Annotated in this window: 12 protein-coding genes and 1 tRNA gene; 2 read left to right on the top strand and 11 right to left on the bottom strand. The window is 56.5% G+C overall.

The window, feature by feature from the left end:
* Window positions 1–18: 18 nt before the first annotated feature.
* The 8 genes from IEW09_RS04580 to IEW09_RS04545 all read right to left on the bottom strand — a co-directional run bounded on the left by IEW09_RS04580 (window position 19) and on the right by IEW09_RS04545 (window position 14,574).
* Window positions 19–2,913: a glycoside hydrolase family 38 N-terminal domain-containing protein gene (locus IEW09_RS04580; RefSeq protein ID WP_188552929.1), complete on the bottom strand. Its 2,895-nt coding sequence runs from the start codon at window positions 2,911–2,913 to the stop codon at window positions 19–21.
* A gap of 152 nt (window positions 2,914–3,065) precedes the next feature.
* The gene (locus IEW09_RS04575) at window positions 3,066–3,542 is read right to left on the bottom strand and encodes a hypothetical protein (protein WP_229739076.1); all 477 of its coding nucleotides are present in this window, start codon (window positions 3,540–3,542) and stop codon (window positions 3,066–3,068) included.
* Between the two features lie 160 nt (window positions 3,543–3,702).
* The gene (locus IEW09_RS04570; RefSeq protein WP_188552928.1) at window positions 3,703–5,763 is read right to left on the bottom strand and encodes an alpha-L-arabinofuranosidase C-terminal domain-containing protein; all 2,061 of its coding nucleotides are present in this window, start codon (window positions 5,761–5,763) and stop codon (window positions 3,703–3,705) included.
* Between the two features lie 81 nt (window positions 5,764–5,844).
* On the bottom strand, window positions 5,845–6,798 hold the full coding sequence (locus IEW09_RS04565; RefSeq protein ID WP_188552927.1) for a tetratricopeptide repeat protein: 954 nt from the start codon (window positions 6,796–6,798) through the stop codon (window positions 5,845–5,847).
* 196 nt (window positions 6,799–6,994) lie between these two features.
* A complete protein-coding gene (locus tag IEW09_RS04560; protein ID WP_188552926.1) occupies window positions 6,995–10,678 on the bottom strand; it encodes a TonB-dependent receptor in 3,684 nt (1,227 codons plus the stop codon).
* 660 nt (window positions 10,679–11,338) lie between these two features.
* Window positions 11,339–11,414, bottom strand: a tRNA-Thr gene (locus IEW09_RS04555).
* A 56-nt stretch (window positions 11,415–11,470) separates the two neighbouring features.
* A complete protein-coding gene (locus tag IEW09_RS04550; protein ID WP_229739075.1) occupies window positions 11,471–12,940 on the bottom strand; it encodes a glycoside hydrolase family 28 protein in 1,470 nt (489 codons plus the stop codon).
* Window positions 12,941–13,392: 452 nt separating this feature from the next.
* Window positions 13,393–14,574, bottom strand: coding sequence for a DUF6599 family protein (locus tag IEW09_RS04545; RefSeq protein WP_188552925.1), 1,182 nt, complete (start codon window positions 14,572–14,574; stop codon window positions 13,393–13,395).
* Between IEW09_RS04545 and IEW09_RS04540 the strand changes: the two genes are divergently transcribed.
* Together IEW09_RS04540 and IEW09_RS04535 are read left to right on the top strand one after the other, a co-directional pair.
* Window positions 14,573–14,713 (top strand): hypothetical protein, encoded by a 141-nt coding sequence (locus tag IEW09_RS04540; protein ID WP_188552924.1) that lies wholly within the window; start codon window positions 14,573–14,575, stop codon window positions 14,711–14,713. The two genes, IEW09_RS04545 and IEW09_RS04540, sit on opposite strands and share 2 nt — an antisense overlap.
* A gap of 211 nt (window positions 14,714–14,924) precedes the next feature.
* Window positions 14,925–15,647, top strand: a complete 723-nt coding sequence (locus IEW09_RS04535; RefSeq protein WP_229739074.1) for a carbohydrate-binding protein — start codon at window positions 14,925–14,927, stop codon at window positions 15,645–15,647.
* Window positions 15,648–15,857: 210 nt separating this feature from the next.
* Here the strand turns inward: IEW09_RS04535 and IEW09_RS04530 are convergent, their stop codons facing one another.
* The 3 genes from IEW09_RS04530 to IEW09_RS04520 all read right to left on the bottom strand — a co-directional run bounded on the left by IEW09_RS04530 (window position 15,858) and on the right by IEW09_RS04520 (window position 21,712).
* On the bottom strand, window positions 15,858–18,044 hold the full coding sequence (locus IEW09_RS04530) for an N-acetylmuramoyl-L-alanine amidase (RefSeq protein ID WP_188552923.1): 2,187 nt from the start codon (window positions 18,042–18,044) through the stop codon (window positions 15,858–15,860).
* A gap of 284 nt (window positions 18,045–18,328) precedes the next feature.
* Window positions 18,329–19,513 (bottom strand): serine hydrolase domain-containing protein, encoded by a 1,185-nt coding sequence (locus tag IEW09_RS04525; protein ID WP_188552922.1) that lies wholly within the window; start codon window positions 19,511–19,513, stop codon window positions 18,329–18,331.
* Between the two features lie 228 nt (window positions 19,514–19,741).
* A complete protein-coding gene (locus IEW09_RS04520; RefSeq protein ID WP_188553219.1) occupies window positions 19,742–21,712 on the bottom strand; it encodes a 30S ribosomal protein S1 in 1,971 nt (656 codons plus the stop codon).
* Window positions 21,713–21,756 lie beyond the last annotated feature (44 nt).

The following is a 21,756-nucleotide window of genomic DNA, read 5'->3' as shown; positions in this document are numbered from 1 at the left end:
CTCTATGCCAGGCAAAGATTAAGCATGATCGGCGCGCAGCGTCACAAGGTCCCATCCCGCAATCGTAACCTCATGCTCCACGCGATTCACCCGCTGCTCGTTCAGGTCGCTGATCCAAAGCTGGGGAGCCACCGGCGCAGTCCACGTCAACTTCGCGCGTCGCTCTTCGCCGGAAGCTCCAAACAACCGAATCACCGTCGCTCCACCGTCATTGCTCGTCTTCAACGCCAGCGCGAGCACATCCTGCGGCTCAACCCGCAGCAACGCCGGCTTCACTTCACCTGCACGCGCCACGGTCGTCACCAAGGGCTGTGACAACCCAATCGCAAATCGGCTCGCAGCCGCCGCATCGTATCCTGCATGAGGCCGCAGCGCGTAGCGAAACTCAACCACGCCTTCCTGGTAGGCGCGATAGTTCGTTCCCCAGTGGTTGTTCATGGCCCACGAATAAAACTTCTGCGTCGACGCAATATGGTGACGCCACAACTTCGGGTCACGCTGCGATCCCAACATGTTCGCCGAGATCTCGCCCACCTCCACCAGCGGCGCATCCAGCGTCACCCAGGTAACACCATGCTCCGCATTCGACACATCAATCCAGCGCCCTACCGGAAGCCAGTTCTTACACGCCCCCGGAAGCTGGTCGATCTCCGGCCGCATCATCCCCAGTGGAATATCCATCCGCATTGCGCCATCGCGCACGACAAACGGAAATGCGAACTGCACACTCTCCTTCGCCTCCCGCTGCGCGAAGTCATCTCCCGGCCCACCTTTGCCGGGATGAGGATTCAGTGGCGCGCGCTTCTTGTCGACAACATTGGTCAGCTCAACGTGATCCTCCCCGGCAATCAGCCGAACCCGACGCACCAGGCTATTGCATCCCGGTGCAGCCGACTCAACGCGCACCGAAACCACCAGCGGCCCCGCCTCTTCGACATGGATCGTAGCCGTTCCACTCTGCTGCACCTTCGACACATCACTGCCTTCGAGGAAGAGATACTCATTCACTGCTTGCCCCTGGCTACGATCAACCAGGTTTTCCGCCTTGCCGTGCAGCGACATCTCCACCAGATCGCCGGTCGCCGCGTCGATCTTCACATGCACCATCCCGTTTTCAAGCACTCCATCCTTGAACGTCACATGCTTCGCCGGAGCCAACGCCTTTCCCCGTGAAAGATGAAACCTCGTGCTACCAAACGCCGGAACATCTCTCGCCACAAACGCCAGTTCCCCACTCGACAGGCGCTGCGACGGCACCGAAACACCACGCTCCGTCTTCACATGGTCTCCCGCAGCAGACATAGCAGCCGACAACACCACCAGTTCGCTCCTAGGCCACGAAGTCGAATTATGCACATCAATCGCCGTAGCGTCCGAACCTGCACCCGCAGATTTCAGCACCTCATCCAGCAGCGCCTTCGACATACTCTCCGCATCCACCGCGAACTGCCGCTTCACGTCCCACTGCTTCTTCGTAAAGTCGCTCTCCGAATCCGAGACACTGCACCACGCACCCCATGTGTGCTCGGAATACAACAGGATGTTCCGCCACGCCTCATTCACCTTCGCCGTACTCAGCGCCGCAGGTGAGAACATCGCACCCAACACCTCTGCCTGGGTCAGCCGATCCGCCGCCACGCGATTCATCTTCGTTTCCAGCGCCGACGACCCCGCACCATCCTCCCAATACGGCGTCAGGTCTCCGTGCATCTCCGGCACCTCGCTGCCATGCCGCTTCTCAAACGCAGAGAACGCCTCGCTCGTCGAAGAGATGTGGAACCTCGGCCACTCATACTCCTCGTTCCATCCTTTAATAAACTCGCTCAGCTCCGGGTCAGGCACCGCGTTGTCGCCATGCCCCGACCAGCGAATATACGAGATGTCGTACTTAAACCCCGCCGTATCCAGACGGTCCTGATACTTGCCCACCCACTCCGGACTCAGCTTCATCACATGCGACATCGCATAGCCCGTCCACGGAATCCACACCAGTACCTTCTCCTTGCCCGAAGGCGACACCGCCCAAAACGGCTTGTCCTGCCATTCCGCCATCAAACTTCCAATGCGATCGAAGAAGTTCGGCGCCGCCGAAAAATACCGTATCCCCGCCTGCGACATCGCCGTCACCGTTCCCCACGTATACCCCGGCACGTCGCTGATCATCGCCGAGTCCACACGCACACCGCACGTCTTTCCCAACTCGGTTCCATAGCGAAAGAGTTGCATCAACTCCTCCGGTCGGCACAACCCCGTCAGCTCATTCGCATACATTCCATTGATAGCCACCCACCCCTTCTTCACCGCTTCGACAAACGCATCCCTCTCTGCCTGCGGCCTGCGCCGCATAAACAAGTCGGCTCCCCACAGCACCTCAAGGTTCCACACAAACCGCGAACCCTCGGGATACCCCGCCGTCTTCTTCGCCAACTCCATACCGAGCGTGATGTTCTGCATCTGCTTCTCTTCCACGTTTGCCTGCAGATCGGTATATCCAAGGTCATGATGTGAGTGCGGCAGCACATAGACCAGCACCTTGCGCACCGGCTGCAGCTTCACCACCGTAGAGCTCGTATTCTCTCCAACCTTCACTGCAACCGAGCCATCACGAGCCTCTGTCACCGCATCGATCAACACATTGAAGGCGTGCTGCCCCGCAGACAACGTTCTTCTGTCGATCTCTTTTCCATCAAGCGTCGTTACTAGCGCTGTATCCGCGTCCGCACTTCTTACGGAGATCTGAATCGGCTGCATCAGCCTGCCGTCTTTCCTCGCCAACCCGCGAATCGCCATCGCCAACGGAAGCGCAGCCACGGGCTTGTCGTCACCCAACGCAAACGCCGACAGCGCAGGCGTCGAGCACAACGCTCCCCCAGCCACAATCGAAAGCCCCTTCAACACGTCCCGTCGCTTCATCCTGAGATACCCCGTTCTATCTGCGTTTAAACGTCCTAGTCGCCGGCAGCATTCTTTGGACAGAGATCAGTTAGTCCGCACAACACAAGGGCGGTGGAGCTTTACGCCCCGCCGCCCTTGTACTATGTATGGCTTGATTCGGCAACCGTCAGCTAACGATGACCGCCATCGTGACCGCGTCCACCACCATGGCCACCACCGCGCCCGTTGCCGTGTCCGCCGCCACGGTATTCTCCTCTAGGGCCGCCTCTATGGCCATGGCCCCTATAGCCAGGCCTGTAATAATGGCCCCGCGCATAGTGATGACCTCTTCCGTCCCCGTAATATCTTCCGCCGCCCGGCCCTATAAATCGATGATTGCCCCAGCCATGGCGATATCCCCACTGATACCAGGGACCAACACCTAAGAAGATGCCGTTATAGAAATATCCTGGCCCGTAAAAGCCCACCGGCGCACAGGCATAGGGAGCATAGTCATAGTAGCCATACGGGCAAACCGGCGGCGGGCCTCCAATGCCAATACCAATGGAAACCTGAGCATGAGCCGTCGACACCGGGCCTACAGGCGCAAGCAAAGTTACACTTGCAAGGAAAGCTGCACTCCAAAGTAAAACTTTGAACCTACGCATTATGCATACTCCTAAAGAGTCTGCGCTTGTGAAATTGCACACACTGCGAATGATGACCATCTGAGGCTTAGAAGCCGCTACAGAAGAAATGGTTACTTCGTGAAGCCAGAAACTTCGCAATCCCAATATGGGAAAAGACACGTTCTGGATAACTCACCAACTATTGCATAGGAATCTCAATAATCGTCACGCTCGCACTGGGAAACTTATGCGTAAAGGTTCTATGCACCTCTTCGGTGCTGGTCACCGGCTTCACTTTGTCCGGATTCTCCTCACTATTCTCAGCAAAAATATTGTCGGCAACTATCGTCGTCACCTTCGCAACACTTCCCTTCACCCCAAGACTGGCGAAGTCGAAGTTCGCTGTCAGCGCCTGCGTCAGATAACGGTTCACGCAGAAGAGCACAAGCGATCTTCCACCTGCGGACTCCGCAGCGTCGACATCGAGATAAGGAACATCGCTAATGTCAGGCAGGCGTCTTACGCCATGCGTCACAGAGTAAACCGGCGAGTTCGATTGCACTCGCAGCAGCGTGCGCGGCTCCGCATTTGCATACTCGCGCAGAACCCAGTACGCAGGCGCTCCGTAGACCTGGCCACGCTTGCTCCATATTCCTCCAAACTCCATGATCCCTGTCATGTCAGAGATAGGAACGATCTTCGAGTTGCGAATGACCATATTCAAGAAGCCACCGGCGAAGAGCGCTCCACCCATATTGGTAAAGTGCAGCCCGGTATGAGAATCAGAGATCATCAGCCACTCCGTAAAGGCTGTGTTCACATGATCGCGATGCGAGCTCTGCTGAATTTGCTCATGAATGGCGTGCATCCGATCTTCCAGACCGATAGGCAGCGCAAGGCTCGCCATCGTGCGAAACTGAGCAGTGGAGTTAGCCATCTGCACGTTATCGTCAACCACGAAGTGAGTCGAGAGAAAATCGAATGTTCCAACAGGGTTGGACAACTGCGCAGCGTTCCAGTCGTGGAAATGATCCTCATCCGCGCCTGTCGCAATTAAGCGCGACGTTGGATCGACCTTGCGAACAGCCTCGCTGGTAGCGAGCGTCTTCTGGGCCACGCGTTCCAGGCTCGGATACCCTACCTGAAAGTCGCCCCAAAGCTCATTGCCTAGCTCCCACAACAGACCGCCTTTGCGATCGCCCCAGTGCTGATCGACATACTTCACCCACGCAGCGGCATCCTGCGGCGTTCCGGTGCCGAGGTTCAATGCGATCTGCGGCTGAGCATGGATGAGCTTGCAGAATTCAAGAAACTCATCAGTGCCAAAGGTGTTGTACTCCGGAATACCCCACGAGACATTCAGCTTGCTGACACGCTTATCTCGCGGGCCGATACCGTCTCTCCAGTCATAGGCTGAGGTGAAATTGCCACCAAAGCGAATCAGCGGCGAGTGCAGATCGCGGGCCATTGCGATCACATCGGGATCCATACCGTCGATGTTGTCGGCAGGCATCAGCGATGCCTCATCCACCTCGGCGCGCGCATCGTTCTTCAGCGCAATCACGAAGTCCACCGGAGCCAGCGGAGCAATCTGTCCCGGCTTGAGCACAAACTTGAAGGTATACTTCGTCCACGTCGTTGCCGCTGCATCAAGACTCTGCGTAACAAGAATGCTGTCCTTCTGATCGTGCGCGCGAAGAGAAACAGTGACATCGGTTGGCCCCTCGACATGCTTCAGCCAGACACTCCCCGTATAAGTCAGTTCGCGATGCACCGGTAGGTAGACCATCTGACGAACGCCGACCTCCTTACCCGGCAGCGACATCACCAGCAGCGAGCGCGTGGAGTTTGCCGCGTCTCCCCACACCGGAAGATAACGAGCACCCTGCGCCTGATTGAGCGGCTCCCACGGCAGAGGAATTCCCAGCTGCGATGCACGCCGCAGTTCAGGTCGCGCGTGCAGCATCCCTGCAATGTTCCCCGCGCTCCACAATCCATCTTCGAAGCTCGGATTCTCCAACACATCGGCCCAGAGTCCACCGTATGTCGACTTGCCGATAGGCTCGAGAAAGCTGCCAAAGACCGAGGTCGGAATCGCCTCAGGAGTCTCCGTTCGCAGAATATGCACCTCAATGGGCGTGTCCGTGACGGCGGTCTCATTGATAACCTGAGCCGAAAGCGAACATGCGATCACACACGTAAACGCGGTAATGGAGGCAACCTGCACAAAGGACTTGATGAAAGTTGACATGCGGTTCATGAAAAGCGTCTCCTTGCGAAAATAAAAACTGGCACATGGAATTGCAGCGCCTTCGAATAGAAAGGTACGCACGTCTACTCTCTACTGCGTGCTCTGCGTTGTTGGCATAGCAGGCTTCTGTTGCAGACTTGCGGCAATCTTCAATTCCTGTTCGGCCTCTGCTTTCTTGCCGACATGCGCGAGCACAAGGCTGTAGTAGTAGTGAGCCGGCTGATATTTAGGTGCGCTGACGATAGCTTTTGCGAGATACTCTTCTGCTTCGGTGTAGTTCTTCGCACGAAAACAGAGAATGCCCATTCCGGTAAGTGCTCCGCCATGGTTCGGATCGCGCGCCAGGGTCTTGCGGAACAGCGGCTCCGCCTCTGCATCGTGTTGTGCGTCAAGCGCGATCTGGCCAAGTGCGTAGTACGACTCTGTCTGTACCGGTTGCAACTCGATTGATCGCCTGAACTCTTTCGTCGCCTCTTCCGTCTTGAGCTGCATCTCCAGAAGATGGCCCAATCCATAGTGTGCTGTGGCGTCGTCCGGTCGAGCGGCCAGATAGGCACGGAAGTGCTTCTCCGCCGCCACCGAATCCATCTGATCGGTCTCCACGCGCGCCAAAGCATAAAGCGCCGTGAGATCGTTAGGTTTAAGCTTGAGCGCTGCATTCAGGGATTCATTAGCAAGCGTCAATCGATCCATCGCCTGTGCTTGAATCCCGAGATCTGTAAGCAACGTAGGATCATCCGGAAGATTTTCGCGAGCATGCTGGAGACAAGCAAGCGCAGCTTCTGGACTTTCACCGCGTACCTGCAGCGCAAGTGCCACGGCCGATGAAAGCTCGCCGTGACGAGCTTCGGAGTCACGCAGGTTTGTAGACAGCACGGCTTCGAATCGCTCCATCGCCTCCGGATAGCGATGTTGCTCAAAATATAGTTTGCCCAGCGCGTTATTGGCAGCGGGATGAGTAGGACTCACCGCGATAGCCTGCAGCAGAAGCTGCTGCGCGGTGCTTTGATCTCCCTGCTGAAGACTGTGCAATGCCTGGGCCACGAGCGCGTCCGCCTGACTGGAAGAAGATAAAGCGTTGTTCGTCTTCTGTGCTGTTGCAAACAGCGGTGAGCACAAGCAACCAGTTCCGATACCAATCAGCAGCAGAATAGCGAAACGAAATTGGAAGCAAGATTTCATAAAATAGCAGAGGGCTCGTACAAGCCCTCCGCCGGAATTATCACATGAGGACAACAAGCTAGAACTGGAACCGCGCTGTGAGCTGCATCTGGCGTGGACCGTTGATCGTTCCTGTCGGCACACCGAAGGTGTAGTCATAGGGCTGAGTATCCGGTGTGCTGAAGGTGTGCCGGTTGAAGGCATTGAGAAGTTCTACCTTCAGGATCAACAGCGTACCTTCAGTGATGGGTGTCTTCTTCAGGAAGCTGAAATCTTCGTTGAGGTACTTGTAGTTTCGAATCTCTCCGGTAACACGTGGAATGTCTCCGAATTCGAAGTTGCCGTTATCGCACGTCGCGCAGTCTCCAGACTGAACAGCACGGGTACGGCGATTAATGCTGTTGTTCTGGCTATAAATAGCCGGAGCTGTCTGGAATTTTGAATAATCGGAATTTCCAGTATTCGTTAGGCCATTGAATTCACTATCCACATTCGGATCAGAACTCAAGTTAGACGGATTTCCCGCACGGAACCGACGGAACGGATCAATATGACCCTTCCGTGCCGGGCTGGCGAGGCTCGAACCCGGAACTCGAGAGAAGGCTATGCAATTTTGATAGCCGGGAATACCATCGGCGCAACCGAACGAAGTTGGCTGACCCGACATATAGCGCTGCACAGCACCAATCTCAAATCCGCTGATCGCCGCCCGCACGAATCCGTTTGTCCCTCCAAAGAAATGTTGTCCTTTTCCGAATGGCAACTGATAAATATAGCTAACAACAAAGGTATGCGGGATGTCCTGAATCGAGAGGGCCTTTGTGCTCTTAGGATTGGACGGATCCTGTTCCTGATTAACTCCAGCGTTCGTTCCCGGCAAAGCAGAATCCGCATTGGTGATCGACTTCGACCAGGTATAGGAAGCCTGCAGGCTGAGCCCGTTAGAGAACCGCCGCTCCAGTGTTGCGATCAGAGCGTCGTAGGAAGAGTGGCCAACGTTCTGTAAGCAGCAGTCCGTCGCAATGTAGTCATACTGAGGGAACGGTCGAAGCGCTTGAAAGTATTGAGCCGATGTATTGAAAGTTGCATACGGCAGCTTGGTTCCCTGCGCTGGCGCACTCTCTGAGTAGTGCCGGCTGAGAATGTCGCCAAGCGGGAAAGTTGAAGGAGAAGTATTGTTGACGTTTTCAATTCCAGACTTGAGGTGCGAGGCCGACGATCCGATATAGCCAATCGTCATGATCAGATCCTTGGCAAGCTCTTGCTGAACCTGAAGGTTCCATTGATTGACCTGAGCAGGACGACCATAAGACGGCTTAATATAGTTGCTGAACGGGGTCGGAGAAGCAGAGTTCTTGCTATCGAATAGACCCGGATCAAGGTTAGGAGCAACCGTATATGGTTTGAATCCCATATCGATGGTATAGGCAGTATTAAACCCATCGCTGTTCTGAACGATTGGAAGAGCAAACCCCGCAATCTCTGAGCCCCCAAAATCGCTGTATTGAAGCGGAGCGTAAAGAGTTGCAAAGCCGCCACGAACTGCAAGCTTGCCGTTCCACCTAGAAGGCGAGTAGGCGAATCCGATGCGCGGAGCAATGTCTTTGTACCATGTATCAGCCCAGCGCGTATTGCAGCCATTGCAGTTTGTTCCAAATACCAGCGCACCCGGCAGACCACTATAAGGATCGATAGCTGTTGGGCTGAAGTTGGAGGTTCTGTTCGTCGCTTCTTTACGCGGCTGGTCAATGCTATAGCGAATACCCAGATTCAAGACAAGATCCTTCGTTGCCTTGAAGTCATCTTGTGCAAAGCCCGCCATGTAACTGGACAGCCAGCGCGGCTGATGAGTTACGATCGTCGCTCCACTGTTATCCACAAGCCCCAGAAGGAAGCTCGCTCCTCCCAGACCGGTTCCATCCTGATAGGGACTAATCTGAGCTGATTTTGTCTCATTCCCGTTAAAATTGAAGTGCCCGTTTTCCGAGTCGTGCGCAATGTTCGAATACTGCTGATAGCGATAGTCGACACCGAACTTGAAGCTGTTGCGGCCTCTCTGCCAGCTCACAGAATCGTTAACACGAATTCCATTGTCGATATTGTCATCAAATTGATTACGGCTCAGCGAGACATAACCACTGATATTGATCTCCGGAAATCCCCGGAACACATTCGGAATGCCAAGTTGCTTGGCATAGTTGTTATTGACATAAGCGGGCTGGTTTTCGATGGCACCATTAATCGAATTGGAGCGGTTATAACCCACGTTCAAGTGGTTGAGCAGGTTCGGCGTAAAGATATGGTCCCAACCGCCACGACCAAAATGAGTGATGAAATCTTGGGTTTGAACGTTCGGCGTGACCGGCGGAGGTAGTTGGAAGTTCTGCGGACTAAAGCGGAAGTTCTCACGCGTGCTGTAGGAGCCGAAGAACTTATCGTTCGATCCGATGGAATGGTCAATACGAAGGGAGTACGTGGTGTTCGTTAGAGGAGACGAGGTGCTGAGCGTGTAATTGTTGGAGATGCCAGGCGCATTTGGGGTTGGATAAAACGCAAGGATGTTCTGGGAAACACCGTTGATACGACCCTGGGGAATCACGTTAAGCTGCCCGTTGGTCCTGAATGGCAGACGGCACGGAACGCCATTGACAGTCTGCGTGGTGTTCGGATCGAAGATCTCTCCGTTATACATTGGGCTGCCGTCACACGGATTGAGGATCGGATTGCCGTTCTTATCAAGCTTTTCCGCGCCGAGCTGATCGGTAAAGTCTCCGCCTCGCTCTGCCATGGTAGGCACCGTGCTTGTAATCGGGCCGCCCATCGTGTGTCGATACTGCTCCCATGAGAAAAAGAAGAAGCTCTTATCGTGCCCGTTATAGAAGTGCGGAATAACAATCGGGCCGCCCATGCTTCCGCCGTAGTCATTCTGTTTATCGTTTCCACGGTTGTACTTGGCTTCGACCGGATTTCCCTGGCTCTGATAAAACGCCTTGTAGCCATTATTGAACCAGTTATTTGCATTCAGGTCTTCATTACGGAAGATGTCGAATGCGCTGCCGTGATAGTCGTTGCTTCCACTCTTGGTAACGAAGTTCTCGATACCGCCCGAGGTACGTCCAAACTCGGCCGCGGGCGTGTTCGTCGTCACCTTGAACTCGGAGATCGCCTCCACCGAGGGCGCTTCTTCATCGAACGAGGAACCATTCTCCGAACGAGTCTGCGAGGCACCGTCGAGCAATACCTCGTTGCCAAAGTTTTGACCGCCGCCAATCTTAGAGATGAAGATACCGTTCGCGCTGTTACCGGTGCCAGGACCCGCCGTGCCGGGGATCAGGAAGACGAACGCTTCAGGAGAGCGCAACGCGCCTACTCCACCCAGCGCCAGCGGCAGGTCGATAATCTGCCTGGTTGAAACCGTGCCGCCAACGTCGGAAGACTGAGTTTCCACAGTGGACGCATTCGCTGCAACCGTAATCGTATCCGTCGCCGCGCCAACTGCAAGGTGAATGTCGAGGGCGGTGACGCTGCCTACGCGAACCACCACACCAGTGTTAACCGACGGACTGAAGCCCGATGCCGTCGCCGTCACGGTGTACTGACCAAGAGCAATCGAGGCAAAGTGATAGCTTCCGCTGCTTGTCGACTTAATGCTGTAAGTCGAACCTGTCGCGTCGTTCTTAGCGGTGATCTGCGCGTTCGCGACCTGAGCGCCAGTGCTGTCCAGAATATTTCCCGAGAGCTGACCTTCATTGGTCTGAGCCATACCAGGAATTGCAGCGAGAACAATCATCGCCACAACGACAGCACATCGGAAAAGTGCTCGTTTAAATTCAAAAATTTTACTCACAAAGACCTCCAGAAAATTGTTGCCACTCTGCCAAATTCCGCTTCTATTTCTGAGTTACCGCTAAAGGGGGCGAAAATTTGAATCGTTTATATTTCTGTTGCCACACATCGCCAAAAACCGCATTTTCACAGTTCAAAAACTTGTGTAACCGGTTACAAATATGGGAACGTCCTGAATACTACGTAGTTATTTACACCCTGTCAATCAAAGGTTGGAGATTAATTTCGACCTCACTAAAACTACCCTTCCGCTGACACACTTTTACACGCCCTATCCTTCTGAAAATGAAATGCTTGTAATCGTTTTCATTAAAATCGCTTGCTGTGAAAAAAGTGCCTCAAAAATTAACGATCATCCTGTCCGCGACCTTGAAAATGTATCTTCCATCTCGCAGCAAGAGATCTTTTCTCAACACACGAAGCCTTAAATTCACCCTGCAATGTCAGCTTAGAGAGATCACCAAACACAGATCCCGGAACGCAGCCGAACCCACCGCCGCAAGGGCTGAAGCTCTCACGCCCTGGAAAAGTGTGCAACAGATTGATCTGGTGGAAAGGGATTCATGAAGAAGGGGAATGGAGCCGATGAGCGGAGTTGAACCGCTGACCTACTGATTACGAATCAGTTGCTCTACCAACTGAGCTACATCGGCCTGCCTCACCTATTCTAGCGGCACACCCCCTGTACCGCCAAATCAGAGCGAAGACTCTACTGCATCGGAACAAATCTTCCGTCGCAGCCGAATCCCGTCTCGCCCCCCGCAACCCCTTTGAACGGTATGACTTTGATTGTTGTCCCGCTGAAATCGAGGTTCGTTCCGCGCGGCCCCAGCGCCACCGTGGCAAACCGTCCATGCACCTGCGCGGGCGTAATCCCCTCCACCCGCACGCCATCCAGCATAATCTCTGTGGTGTGAGCATCGTCTAACCCGGCCAGCAATACATTGCCTGGCGTGGTGTCCAACACATTGCGAATCGTAATCGCCTTATAGTCCGGAATCCGGTCACCGACATACTTCGGGTCGACAAACCCCTCCGTCGTCTGGTTCGTGTAATAAGGGCTGATGGCAATCGGATTCGCCACATCCTTCATGCAGATGTTCTGATAGACCAGATCATGCACCAACCCGCCCCGTGTCACGTTGCTTTTAATACGGATGCCGCTGGTCGTATGGTCTTCCGTCAGACCATCCACCAATAAATTGCTGTCGCCTGTATAGGTTTCGCTACCGATCGACATCCCATGGCCATCATAAAAATGGTTGTCGAGCACACTCATATGCGTGACTCCGGTCTTGATCGCGATATTATCGTCGCCGTTGTCGATCCAGCTATGCGCGATCGTAATATTCGTCGAACTCCCTGGATCGATCCCATCCGTGTTCCGCGCATCCATGCCCTTCGTCGTCGGCGTCTGCAGATGTACATCCCATGCGGTAAATCCATCCGTGTTGTTGACGCTCACGTGATAGTTCGTCGAGTTGTGCAGCGTAATCCGATACAGCGTCAGGCCATCGGCATGGCTGGCCACAATCATGCGCGGCGTAAAGTAACGCTGGTTCTGCGGCTCTGCCTTACGGGCCATCTCCCACCAGCTATAGTCCTTGCCCAAAATCTTCGCGTATCCTCGCCCATCGATTACGCCATTGCCCATGATGCCGACATCTTTTGCATCCATCACGCTGATGAACGGTCGGCAGCCTCCGCGCGTCTTCAACTGTCGCTGCGGCGCAGGAAAGACAGTAGGAATTCCCGTCGCAATCGTCCCGCACAGTCCTGGGGTCACTCCTTCGCCCTTCATCTCATACAGCTTTGCATCACGCGAGCCAAACAACGTTACGCCCTCATCGACCAGCAGCGTCACGCCGGTCCGCATCTCCAACGGGCCGCTCAAAAATGCGTTGTTCCCGCTCGCAGGCTTTAGCTCCACCGCCATACCCGGCTTGCACGTATCAAGAGCATGTTGAATGCGCTCCGTGTCCAGCTTGCTCTCATCGGCAGGGGCCAGCAGGTTGTTCATCGCTCTTAGCTGTGCCGGCAGCTGTACACACGACTCTGGAATCTTCGGCTCCGTCACCTGGCGCGTATCCTGCGCGGCTGCGGATAAGCTCATCAAAATAAAAACTCCCGCGCACATCGCTGCAACACCGACAGGCACATCTTTCCATCGCGAAATCATTGGTCCACCCTCTTGTAAGCCCCTTCTGCCAAACTAGCATAAGCAATCCGCGCAGGTCGCAACGCACGCGAGCATCAGGACCTCCCCTCTTCGAATCTGCGCTCCATCCCACTCTTTTCCCCCTTCCGACATCACCCATCGGTAATTCCACACAAAAAGTGAAGAGGCCACCCGGCAACAGGGTGGCCTCTTCTTTAGGGAGAATAGTTCCAACGGAGGCAAAGCCATCAGAACTTTCTGGCGAAATACTAAGTTTGCCAAAATCAGGTGTCAAGGCTTAAAGATCATCAACATAAGTCGTTATTTAGTAATTAGTTACGGGGGTTACTTCCCATACAACATAGCCAAACATATTCGCTTTTTATTTGCCTAATATGGTCTGGCAAATTTTCAAAACACCTTCAAATCAGCCGCTTAGCCTCCGCCCTGCACCATCCCCGGTGCAGACATCTTCACCCTTGCGTCGGCGGGAGCTCCCCTTCGAGATGAATCTTCTCTGCCCGGCCGCTCAGGTCGATCCGCAGGAACTCAGGCTCGGTCGCCGCTGGCTTCCCCTGCAGCACGCGGATAGCCGCCCTGCCAAATCCGAGAACCAACCCCAGGATGATCGCCGCCAGCGCCAGCAGGCCCGACAGGAGGGCAATGCTGGTCAGCAGGCTCACCGTCTTGCGAACCTCCGTCCGGAACTCCGGCGGAGGGGTCTTCTCCACCGTCAGCACTGCGTTCAGGTGAACTCCTTCGACCGCCTTCTGAGCCTCCTCGGCACTCCACGCCCCGGTCGTCATCGCCACCAGAGGCCCCTCACGACGCAGCTTCACCGTTCCCGCCGCCGCGCCCTGACGGTTCATCTCCGCCACAATCTCTCGCCCGTAGTTGCCCGCAATCTGCGGCGTCGGATAGAGCAGCAGCGTCAACAATCCTCGGCCCTTATACTTCGCCATCACCACTTCGGCACTCTTATCGAAGCCGACAATATCTCCCGGCAGCACACCGCCCATCGCCTGATAGCCGATCGGCCCCAGTGCATACCGCTCGCTCTCGACATCCAGCCCCTTGGTCGGCAGCAGGGTCGGCAGCAGAGGAGGCTGCGCCCGTGGCCCGCCGATCTTGGGCAGCGTCGACTCCAGCAGCCGCAGGTCTCCTACCGCCGGAGCTCCCGCCTTGCTCGCGTCCACCACGACTACGGTCGTGCCGCTGCGAAAGATATAATCTGCTCCCGAAGCCGCCATCTCCGCGCCAACCTGGCTGTCTTTCGACTGGACCATGCGCGACTCCGGCTTACGCAAAAACGTAAATGCACTCGCCGCTCCTGTCGCATCGCCAAACTGATAGGCGTCCAACGTAATCGTTCCCGGTTTGTTCAGCCGATGGTAGGCCGCATGACTGATGCGGCTTACTCCATCCTCCTTCAACACCGCGCCCGTCACTCCCTCCACGGGAGGACAGTCCGAACACGAGGGCGAACTTCCATCCGGCTGCCACGCCCCAAACTGGGCTGGCAGGAGCGGGGTAGGAGGCTCGACGAGCATCGTCTTTGTGCTCTGCCCAAAGGCCGCAGGCATCGCACCCACCAGGCACAACAACACGACGCGTTGCGCCGTCCTTCGAAGCTTGAACTCAATCCTATCGACCATGAAGCATGACCCTGCTATCGGTCAGACTACACCACCTCCAACACGTAAGCGAAGCGGCTATCCCCCGCTTTCAACGCAGAACAACACCAATGCAAGCGCAACACCAGCCACACGTCATCTCGACCGAAGCGAAGCGTAATGGAGAGATCCCTGTCTTTCGTCTTTACCGCCGCCCTCTCATTCAATCCAAAGCCAACAACATCAACACAGCGCGATGCAGAAGAAAGCATCACCGCCCTTGAGTTCGCCAAAAATCTCCATATAATTGGCGAACCTAAACCTTACCGCAACAAACGTTTGTCTAAACAGGATTCCCGATTCAGACCTCAATCCCTCGGAGGCATCTTCCCTTGCAAACACGCACGCTCCACTCCCGCACGGTTCTCTCCACCCTGATCGTCGCTTTCGCGGCGGCCACCCTCTCCGCATCCGCAGCCAGCTATCAAAAGACCTACAAGGGAACTCCCTATAACGACGACCACTCCAAGGCAGTCCAGAGCATTCCCGGCCGCGTCCAGTGTGCCTTCTACGACCGCGGCGGCGAAGGTGTCGCCTATCACGACACCGAGGCCAAAAACCTCGGCAGCGGAACCCTGAACCCAGCCGACGGAACCTACCTCAACCAGTTCCGCATGGACGAGGGCGTCGACACCTCCTACACCAAGTTCCACAACTTCCAGCATCAGCCTGAGGTCATCGACAATAGCCCCTACGACCTTGTCCAGCCAACTGAAGGCCAGCTATACGTCGGCTGGACCGAACCCGGCGAGTGGTTCAACATCACCGTGCAGGTCGCCCACGCAGGCACTTACACCGCCGACCTCCTCTATACCTCCAACCGCGGCGGAGCCATCTCAATCGACGTCAACGGCAAACCAGCCAGCGGTCCCCTCAATATCACCTCCACCTTCAACGCCGTCGACCCCATCGCCTGGCGCCAGTGGCACCACTGGAACCTCGCCCCTGCCATCACGAAACTCAGGCTCCCCGCAGGAAAGAGCGTCCTCACCGTCCACATCCTCAAAGGCGGCAACATGAACCTCGCCTACTTCGACTTCAAGCCAGTTCACTAAGCTCAGAACTTTTAGATTTCAGTCTGGACGAAAAAGTACATCATCTCGACCGAAGCAGACCACCCAACTGCACGTCATCTCGACCGAACAACAGGCTGCTACAACCGTACGTCATCTCGACCGGAGCGAAGCGGAGTGGAGAGACCCCTGTATTTGCCCTTCGCTAAATCCGGTAAACAATCTATCGGCAGCCAAAACGAATCACCCAACCTACTTCGTGCTGGCCCGCTCCACCGGCAATTTCACGCCGCTCAACCCGGCCTCGTACTTTGCCACGCCGCGATACAAGCTCTCGGCCACCCGCTCACGATACGCCGGCTCTTCCAGCTCCCGCGCATCGTTCGGGTTGGTCACAAACGAGATCTCCGCCAGAATCGAAGGCATATTCGCGCCGATCAGCACCACAAACGGAGCCTTCTTCACGCCACGGTCCTTCAACCCCGGATTCCCCTTCTCCAGCCCGCCATACAGGCTCTCCTGCACATCCGAAGCGAACTCCCGCGACTCCGCAATCTTGTCCTTCAGCGCAATCTTCTTCACCAGATCGCTCAACTGATGGATCGACTGATCGGAAACCGCGTTCTCTCTCGCCGCCACTTCCAGCGCATCGAGTTGCGTCGTAAAGTTCAAATAATAGGTCTCCACACCCCGCGCGCTCTCATCCCGCGAAGAGTTTGCATGGATCGACAAAAACAGGTCTGCCTGAGCCTTATTCGCAATCGCCGTCCGCGTCTCCAGCGGAATGAACGTATCGTCCGACCGCGTATAGATAATCTCCGCGCCCAGCCGCTCATGCAACAGCTTGCCCAACCGCAGCGCTACATCCAGCACAACATCCTTTTCTTCAATGCCGCCATAGCCCAGCGTGCCAGAGTCATGTCCGCCATGCCCCGCGTCGATCACGATGCGCCCAATCTTCAATCCCAGCGCCCTTACCAGCGAAGTCTCCCCATCCGCCGTCGGCACCGCCGCCCGCGCCGGAACAGCCCCCGCAACCTCCGCCCTGCTCTTCTTCGTCCGTCGCGCGGAGCTCACCGTATCATCCGGTCGCGCCTCAGCAACCCCCGAATCCGGGTCCTTCACCACCGCCGAGATCGGCTGCGAGGTCGGCCTGTGCGTCGCCTCCACCCTTCCCGGCTGATCGCTCAACGAAGCCACCTCGACCAGGCTGTTCGACCTGGCCTCAACCGTATTCGGCACAGGACGCGCCGGCGTAACCTTCGCCACGACCGCAGTCTCCGGCGGAGCCGAGTCCGTCTTCGCCACCTCCGTCGGCGCCCCCTGCTCTCCATTTCCTCCATGAATGTCAATAATCAGTCGATAAGGATTCGGCAGCAAGAACGCCGAATACTCCGTCACATGATTCACATCCAGTACCACTCGCGTCATGTCGTTGGTAAATTGCGCGGCGCGAACACGTTTCAAAAAGCCATCATCCGTCACCGTAAAACTCTTGCCCACCAGTTGCGGAGCCAGCCGCGTCCCATGCAGATCAAAATAGATGCGGTCAGGATTCGGCACCCGCGCCGCTTCATACGTCACGTCATCGCCAAGATCGATCGCCACCCGGGTATAGTTCGGCGTCGACCAGTGCCGAATCCCCGTTACCTGCGCCAGTCCATGCCGCTTCGACTCCATCGCCACATGCGTCGGCCCAGCCTCTTCGACTCCAGCCGCCTTATTATTTGCCGTCTCCACCACCGCAGACGGAGCCTGCGCCGGAGCACTCGTATCCACCACATTCCGCGCAGCCGACTTCCGTTTCGTCACCGGCATTGGGGCAAACGAAGCCGTATCAGTAGCAGCCCTATTCGCGGTATCCCTATCGCTCCCCGCAGCCTGCTCCACACTCTTCTGCTCTCTCGCCCCTCGCTCCTGTCTCCTGGTCCCTGCCGTAGTCGTTCCAGTCCCCTGCTCTCTGCTATTTAAAGAAGCCAGCCCAGCCCGAGCCTCTTCTGCCAGCTCGCTCTTGGGATAGTCCTTCACCAGCAGCGCATACTGCTTCCGCGCCCCGTCCGAGTCACGCAGATCGTTCTCATAGATCTGCGCCTCGGCCAACAACGCGCCCACGCGCAGCGAGCTGCCCGGATACTGCTTCCGCAAAAACTCATACTGACCCACCGCATCCTTCAACGCCTTCGTGTCATGCGATCCGCGCCCCTGCTCGGCCAGCAACTCCGCCACGGCATTCACAGCCGCAGCCGCATACTGATCGCCCGGCGTCTGGTGATAGATCGCGCGATACCGGTCCATCGCCTCGGTATACTCCGCCTTGGTCCGTGCCCCCGCCGGAATCGACTCCAGCTTCTCCCGCCCCTGCATCGCCTGCTGCCATGGCGACAGCTCCACCCGGCGATGTGCCACCTTTCTCGTCTTTGCCGAAACTCCGTGCACCATCGCGCAGCAGCAAAGCACCGCCACGCAACCCCCACACAACCACCGCTGCGTCTGTATCCTCAGGCCCATCATCTCTCTAAAGTTTAAGAGAGCAAGCCCCCCAGCGCGTGTGAAAAGAACGGCGGTATTCCCCGCGATACCCCCACAAAAGCCGCAGGCGCTTAATCATTCCGGCTAAATCTTTGCAGATTCCCTCAGCGGTTTGGCCGCTGGCATTCTCCGCAAGCCGCGATGGGATCCGGCTCAGATCTCACCTCTGCTCAAGGAGTGACTTGGCAAGAAAATTATGATTTCCCGGCGTAGTCTCCATACTCCCACTCGTAGGGCACGCCAGTATCGCCAAGGAGAAAGCGAACCAGATCGGCGAACTGCGCCTCTGAACGCACATCGTTCGAGAGGATCAGGGCACAGCGCTGCCTTCGCTCGATGCAAACCATGGTGTTGGCGGTCTGGCCGTCATGGCCGCCCTTGTAAAAGCCCGGTCCCTGCGGCCCATCGAATACAACAACGCCCAGCCCGGCGTTAAGGTCTTTGCGCTGCTCGCTCACCGGAAGATCAGGCTGGAAGAGCGGAAACTGTGTCCGCGTCGTAATGTGCAGCGAAGGCTTAACCATCTCGGCGCGCGATGCGGCTGACAGGCCATCGCCGCGCACCAGTGCGGCGGTAAACTTCGCCATGTCCGAGATAGTGGTGTTCATCGACCCGGCTACGCGCACCTTGCTGCGCTTGGAGTGAGGCTCCGGTTGACCATGATCGTTCCAGCCGTCCGCAACATTCGGGTTCTGGCCCTCGCGCCACGTCAGGCTTGTGCGCGTCATTCCTAAACGTACAAAGTTCGCATGGGTCAGGTCGCCCACATCGAGCCCCAGCCCTTGCGACTTTCGACCATGTTCGACAACAAATTGCAGCAGGCCGAAACCCTCACCCGAATAGCTGAAGTGCGTGCCGGGATCGAAGTGGATATGCAGCTTATGGTCCGGCTCAATAAACCAGAAGTTGCTGAAGCCGGTCGAGTGATCGAGACACATGCGCGGCGTAATCTTCTTCCAGCGCGGATCATCGGCAAGGTCTTTGTATGGGCCGTACTTGTCAGGAAAGACAGGATCAGGTCCGTAGGTCGGCAGCGGTCTGTCAAGATCAGCCGCGATCGGTGTATCGAGGTTCAGCTTGCCTTGATCCACCAATTGCAGCACCGTATACGCGAACACGGTCTTGGTGAGAGACGCTCCATACATGACAGTGTCCGTCGTCAGCGGGTCGCCCTTCGCATTGCGGATACCGTAGACATGAACATACTTCACCCGGCCGTGGTCGATGACGGCAACCGCCATGCCTTTGACGCCTGTCTGCGTCATCAGGCCGTTCACCTTCGCATCGATGGCAGCTCCCGACGGAATCTTCTGTGCAACCAGAGAAATGGAAAGAGAGAGCACTGCAAACAGAGAGCCTAGCTGCCTCAACTTGATCATAGATGGCGTCCTGTAGTCCCTTTTGAAATACCGGAGTCTTCTCGTCACAGATACGCGTCGGCGATGAGATGTTCCATCATATCCGTGCGCGTGTACGGAGTGAGTGCAAAATCGTCCCTGTACTCATCGAAGGTGCGGAAATGCCACTTAAGCTGTCGAGTAGATAGAAATATATAAAAGAAAGGGCCGCTCCTAAGGAGCGGCCCTCCGTACTTCCTGTGACTGAGCTTACTCGCGCTCAGATCGCTTCCAGTTGATCAGATCGCCCAGCGTGGTGCTGCTGCTCGACGAGGAGGACGAGGACGAACCCGACCCACCCTTCGGCGACTTCTCACGCTCCTTGTAGCTCTCCACCTCAGCGCGGCTGGCCTCTTCGCCAACTGCCCGAATGCTGAGACCGACCTTCTTCTCTTCCTGGTTCATCTTGACGATCTTGAACTCGTGCTCCGAGTCCACATCCATCGCCACCGGCTGGTGGTTCGCATCGACCGCCTCGGAGACGTGGCACAAGCCCTCGACTCCTTCCGCAATCTCAACGAAGGCGCCAAACTGCGCCGTGCGCAGAATCTTGCCCTTGATGACGTCGCCCACACGGTGCTGGGCAAAGAACGTGTCCCAGACATCGGGCTGCAACTGCTTGACGCCCAGCGACAGGCGGCGGTTCTCCGGCTCAACGCCCAGAACGATCGCCTTGACCTTCTCGCCCTTCTTCAGGACCTCCGAAGGATGCTTGATGCGCTTAGTCCAGCTCAGGTTCGAGACGTGTACCAGGCCGTCGATGCCATCTTCGATCTCGATGAATGCGCCGAAGTCGGTCAGGTTGCGAACACGGCCCTCAATGATCGCGCCAGTCGGATACTTGTCCTCCAACTGCTCCCAGGGATTGTCCTGCAACTGCTTCATGCCCAGCGAGATGCGGCGGTCGTTCGGGTTCACGCTCAGAATGATCGTGTCGACCTCATCGCCCGGCTTCACCATCTTCGACGGATGCTTCATCCGCTTCGACCAGGTCATCTCCGAGACGTGAACGAGTCCTTCGATGCCCTGCTCCAGCTCGACGAACGCGCCGTAGTCGGTAACCGAGAGAACGCGGCCACGAACCTGCGCCCCAATCGGGTAACGCTCGATCGCGTCCAGCCATGGGTCAGGCGTCAACTGCTTGAAGCCCAGCGAAACCCGCTGCTTCTCCTTGTCGAACTTCAGCACCTTCACCTGAATCTCGTCGCCGACATTGACCAGATCACGCGGATGCGTCAACCGGCCCCAGCTCATGTCGGTGATGTGCAGCAGGCCATCCAGACCGCCCATATCCACGAATGCGCCGTAGTCGGTCAGGTTCTTGACCGTTCCGGTCAGAACGCTGCCCTCTTCCAGGGTCGCCAGCGTAACCGACTTCTTGGCGTTCTGGTCTTCTTCGAGCAGTTCCTTCCGGCTGATCACGACATTGCCGCGCTTCTTGTTCAGCTTGATGACGCGAACTTCGATCTCGGTACCGATGTAGCCATCCAGATTGCGGACGGGGCGAACCTCGACCTGCGATCCGGGCAGAAACGCCTTGATGCCAATATCGACGGTCAGACCACCCTTGACGCGGCTGAGAACCATGCCCTTGACGGGGGTCTTCTCATTGGCGGCAAGCTCCAGCTTGTCCCAGACCTTGTGGCGCAACGCCTTCTCGTAGCTGACCAGGTAGCCGCCTTCCGGCTCCTCACGCTCAACCACAACCTCAACGGAATCGCCAACCTGGAACTTCGGTGCGCCATGGATGTCCAGCACCTGTGCCAGCGGAATCAAACCTTCCGACTTGAGCCCGATATCGACAACAACATACTTGTCCGTAATCTTGAGGACGGTACCGGCGACAATCGCCTCTTCGGCGGTCAGATTCTGGGCGGCGGCGGCATCGGCTGCCTGCTCGCGGTCAAAATTCGCCAGCGCTGCCGCAAAGTCAGCGGCATCGTAGTTCAAGTCGTCGTCGGCAGACTCTTCGGCGGCGGCCGTAACGGTTGCAACATGCCCGGATTGAGCATCTTGTTGCGCGTTGTTGGCGGCGGCTTCGTGGACAGCTTCATGCTGTTGGGTTGAGGTGGATTCAGAAGACAGTTCGGTGTTGGCCGCTGTCGCTTCGGGCGCTAGGGTTTCCAGTTCGGTGGTCAGGGGTTTGCTCTCGGTGTGTTCAGGATTATGGTCGTCTACCATGATGAATGCGGACTCCGGAACCCAAGGTTCCATTCCATCGCGGG

The sequence above is a fragment of the Edaphobacter dinghuensis genome, from assembly GCF_014640335.1.
GTDB lineage: Bacteria > Acidobacteriota > Terriglobia > Terriglobales > Acidobacteriaceae > Edaphobacter > Edaphobacter dinghuensis.
This window is presented reverse-complemented; position numbering and strand designations above follow the sequence as displayed.

What these genes read in the sequence shown, in the direction of transcription:
- IEW09_RS04580 (WP_188552929.1), bottom strand. Translation starts at nt 2,913, where the DNA reads ATGAAGCGACGGGACGTGTTGAAGGGGCTTTCGATTGTGGCTGGGGGA.
- IEW09_RS04570 (WP_188552928.1), bottom strand. Translation starts at nt 5,763, where the DNA reads ATGAACCGCATGTCAACTTTCATCAAGTCCTTTGTGCAGGTTGCCTCC.
- IEW09_RS04550 (WP_229739075.1), bottom strand. Translation starts at nt 12,940, where the DNA reads ATGATTTCGCGATGGAAAGATGTGCCTGTCGGTGTTGCAGCGATGTGC.
- IEW09_RS04560 (WP_188552926.1), bottom strand. Translation starts at nt 10,678, where the DNA reads ATGGCTCAGACCAATGAAGGTCAGCTCTCGGGAAATATTCTGGACAGC.
- IEW09_RS04540 (WP_188552924.1), top strand. Translation starts at nt 14,573, where the DNA reads ATGAAGCATGACCCTGCTATCGGTCAGACTACACCACCTCCAACACGT.
- IEW09_RS04545 (WP_188552925.1), bottom strand. Translation starts at nt 14,574, where the DNA reads ATGGTCGATAGGATTGAGTTCAAGCTTCGAAGGACGGCGCAACGCGTC.
- IEW09_RS04525 (WP_188552922.1), bottom strand. Translation starts at nt 19,513, where the DNA reads ATGATCAAGTTGAGGCAGCTAGGCTCTCTGTTTGCAGTGCTCTCTCTT.
- IEW09_RS04530 (WP_188552923.1), bottom strand. Translation starts at nt 18,044, where the DNA reads ATGGTGCACGGAGTTTCGGCAAAGACGAGAAAGGTGGCACATCGCCGG.
- IEW09_RS04520 (WP_188553219.1), bottom strand. Translation starts at nt 21,712, where the DNA reads ATGGTAGACGACCATAATCCTGAACACACCGAGAGCAAACCCCTGACC.
- IEW09_RS04575 (WP_229739076.1), bottom strand. Translation starts at nt 3,542, where the DNA reads ATGCGTAGGTTCAAAGTTTTACTTTGGAGTGCAGCTTTCCTTGCAAGT.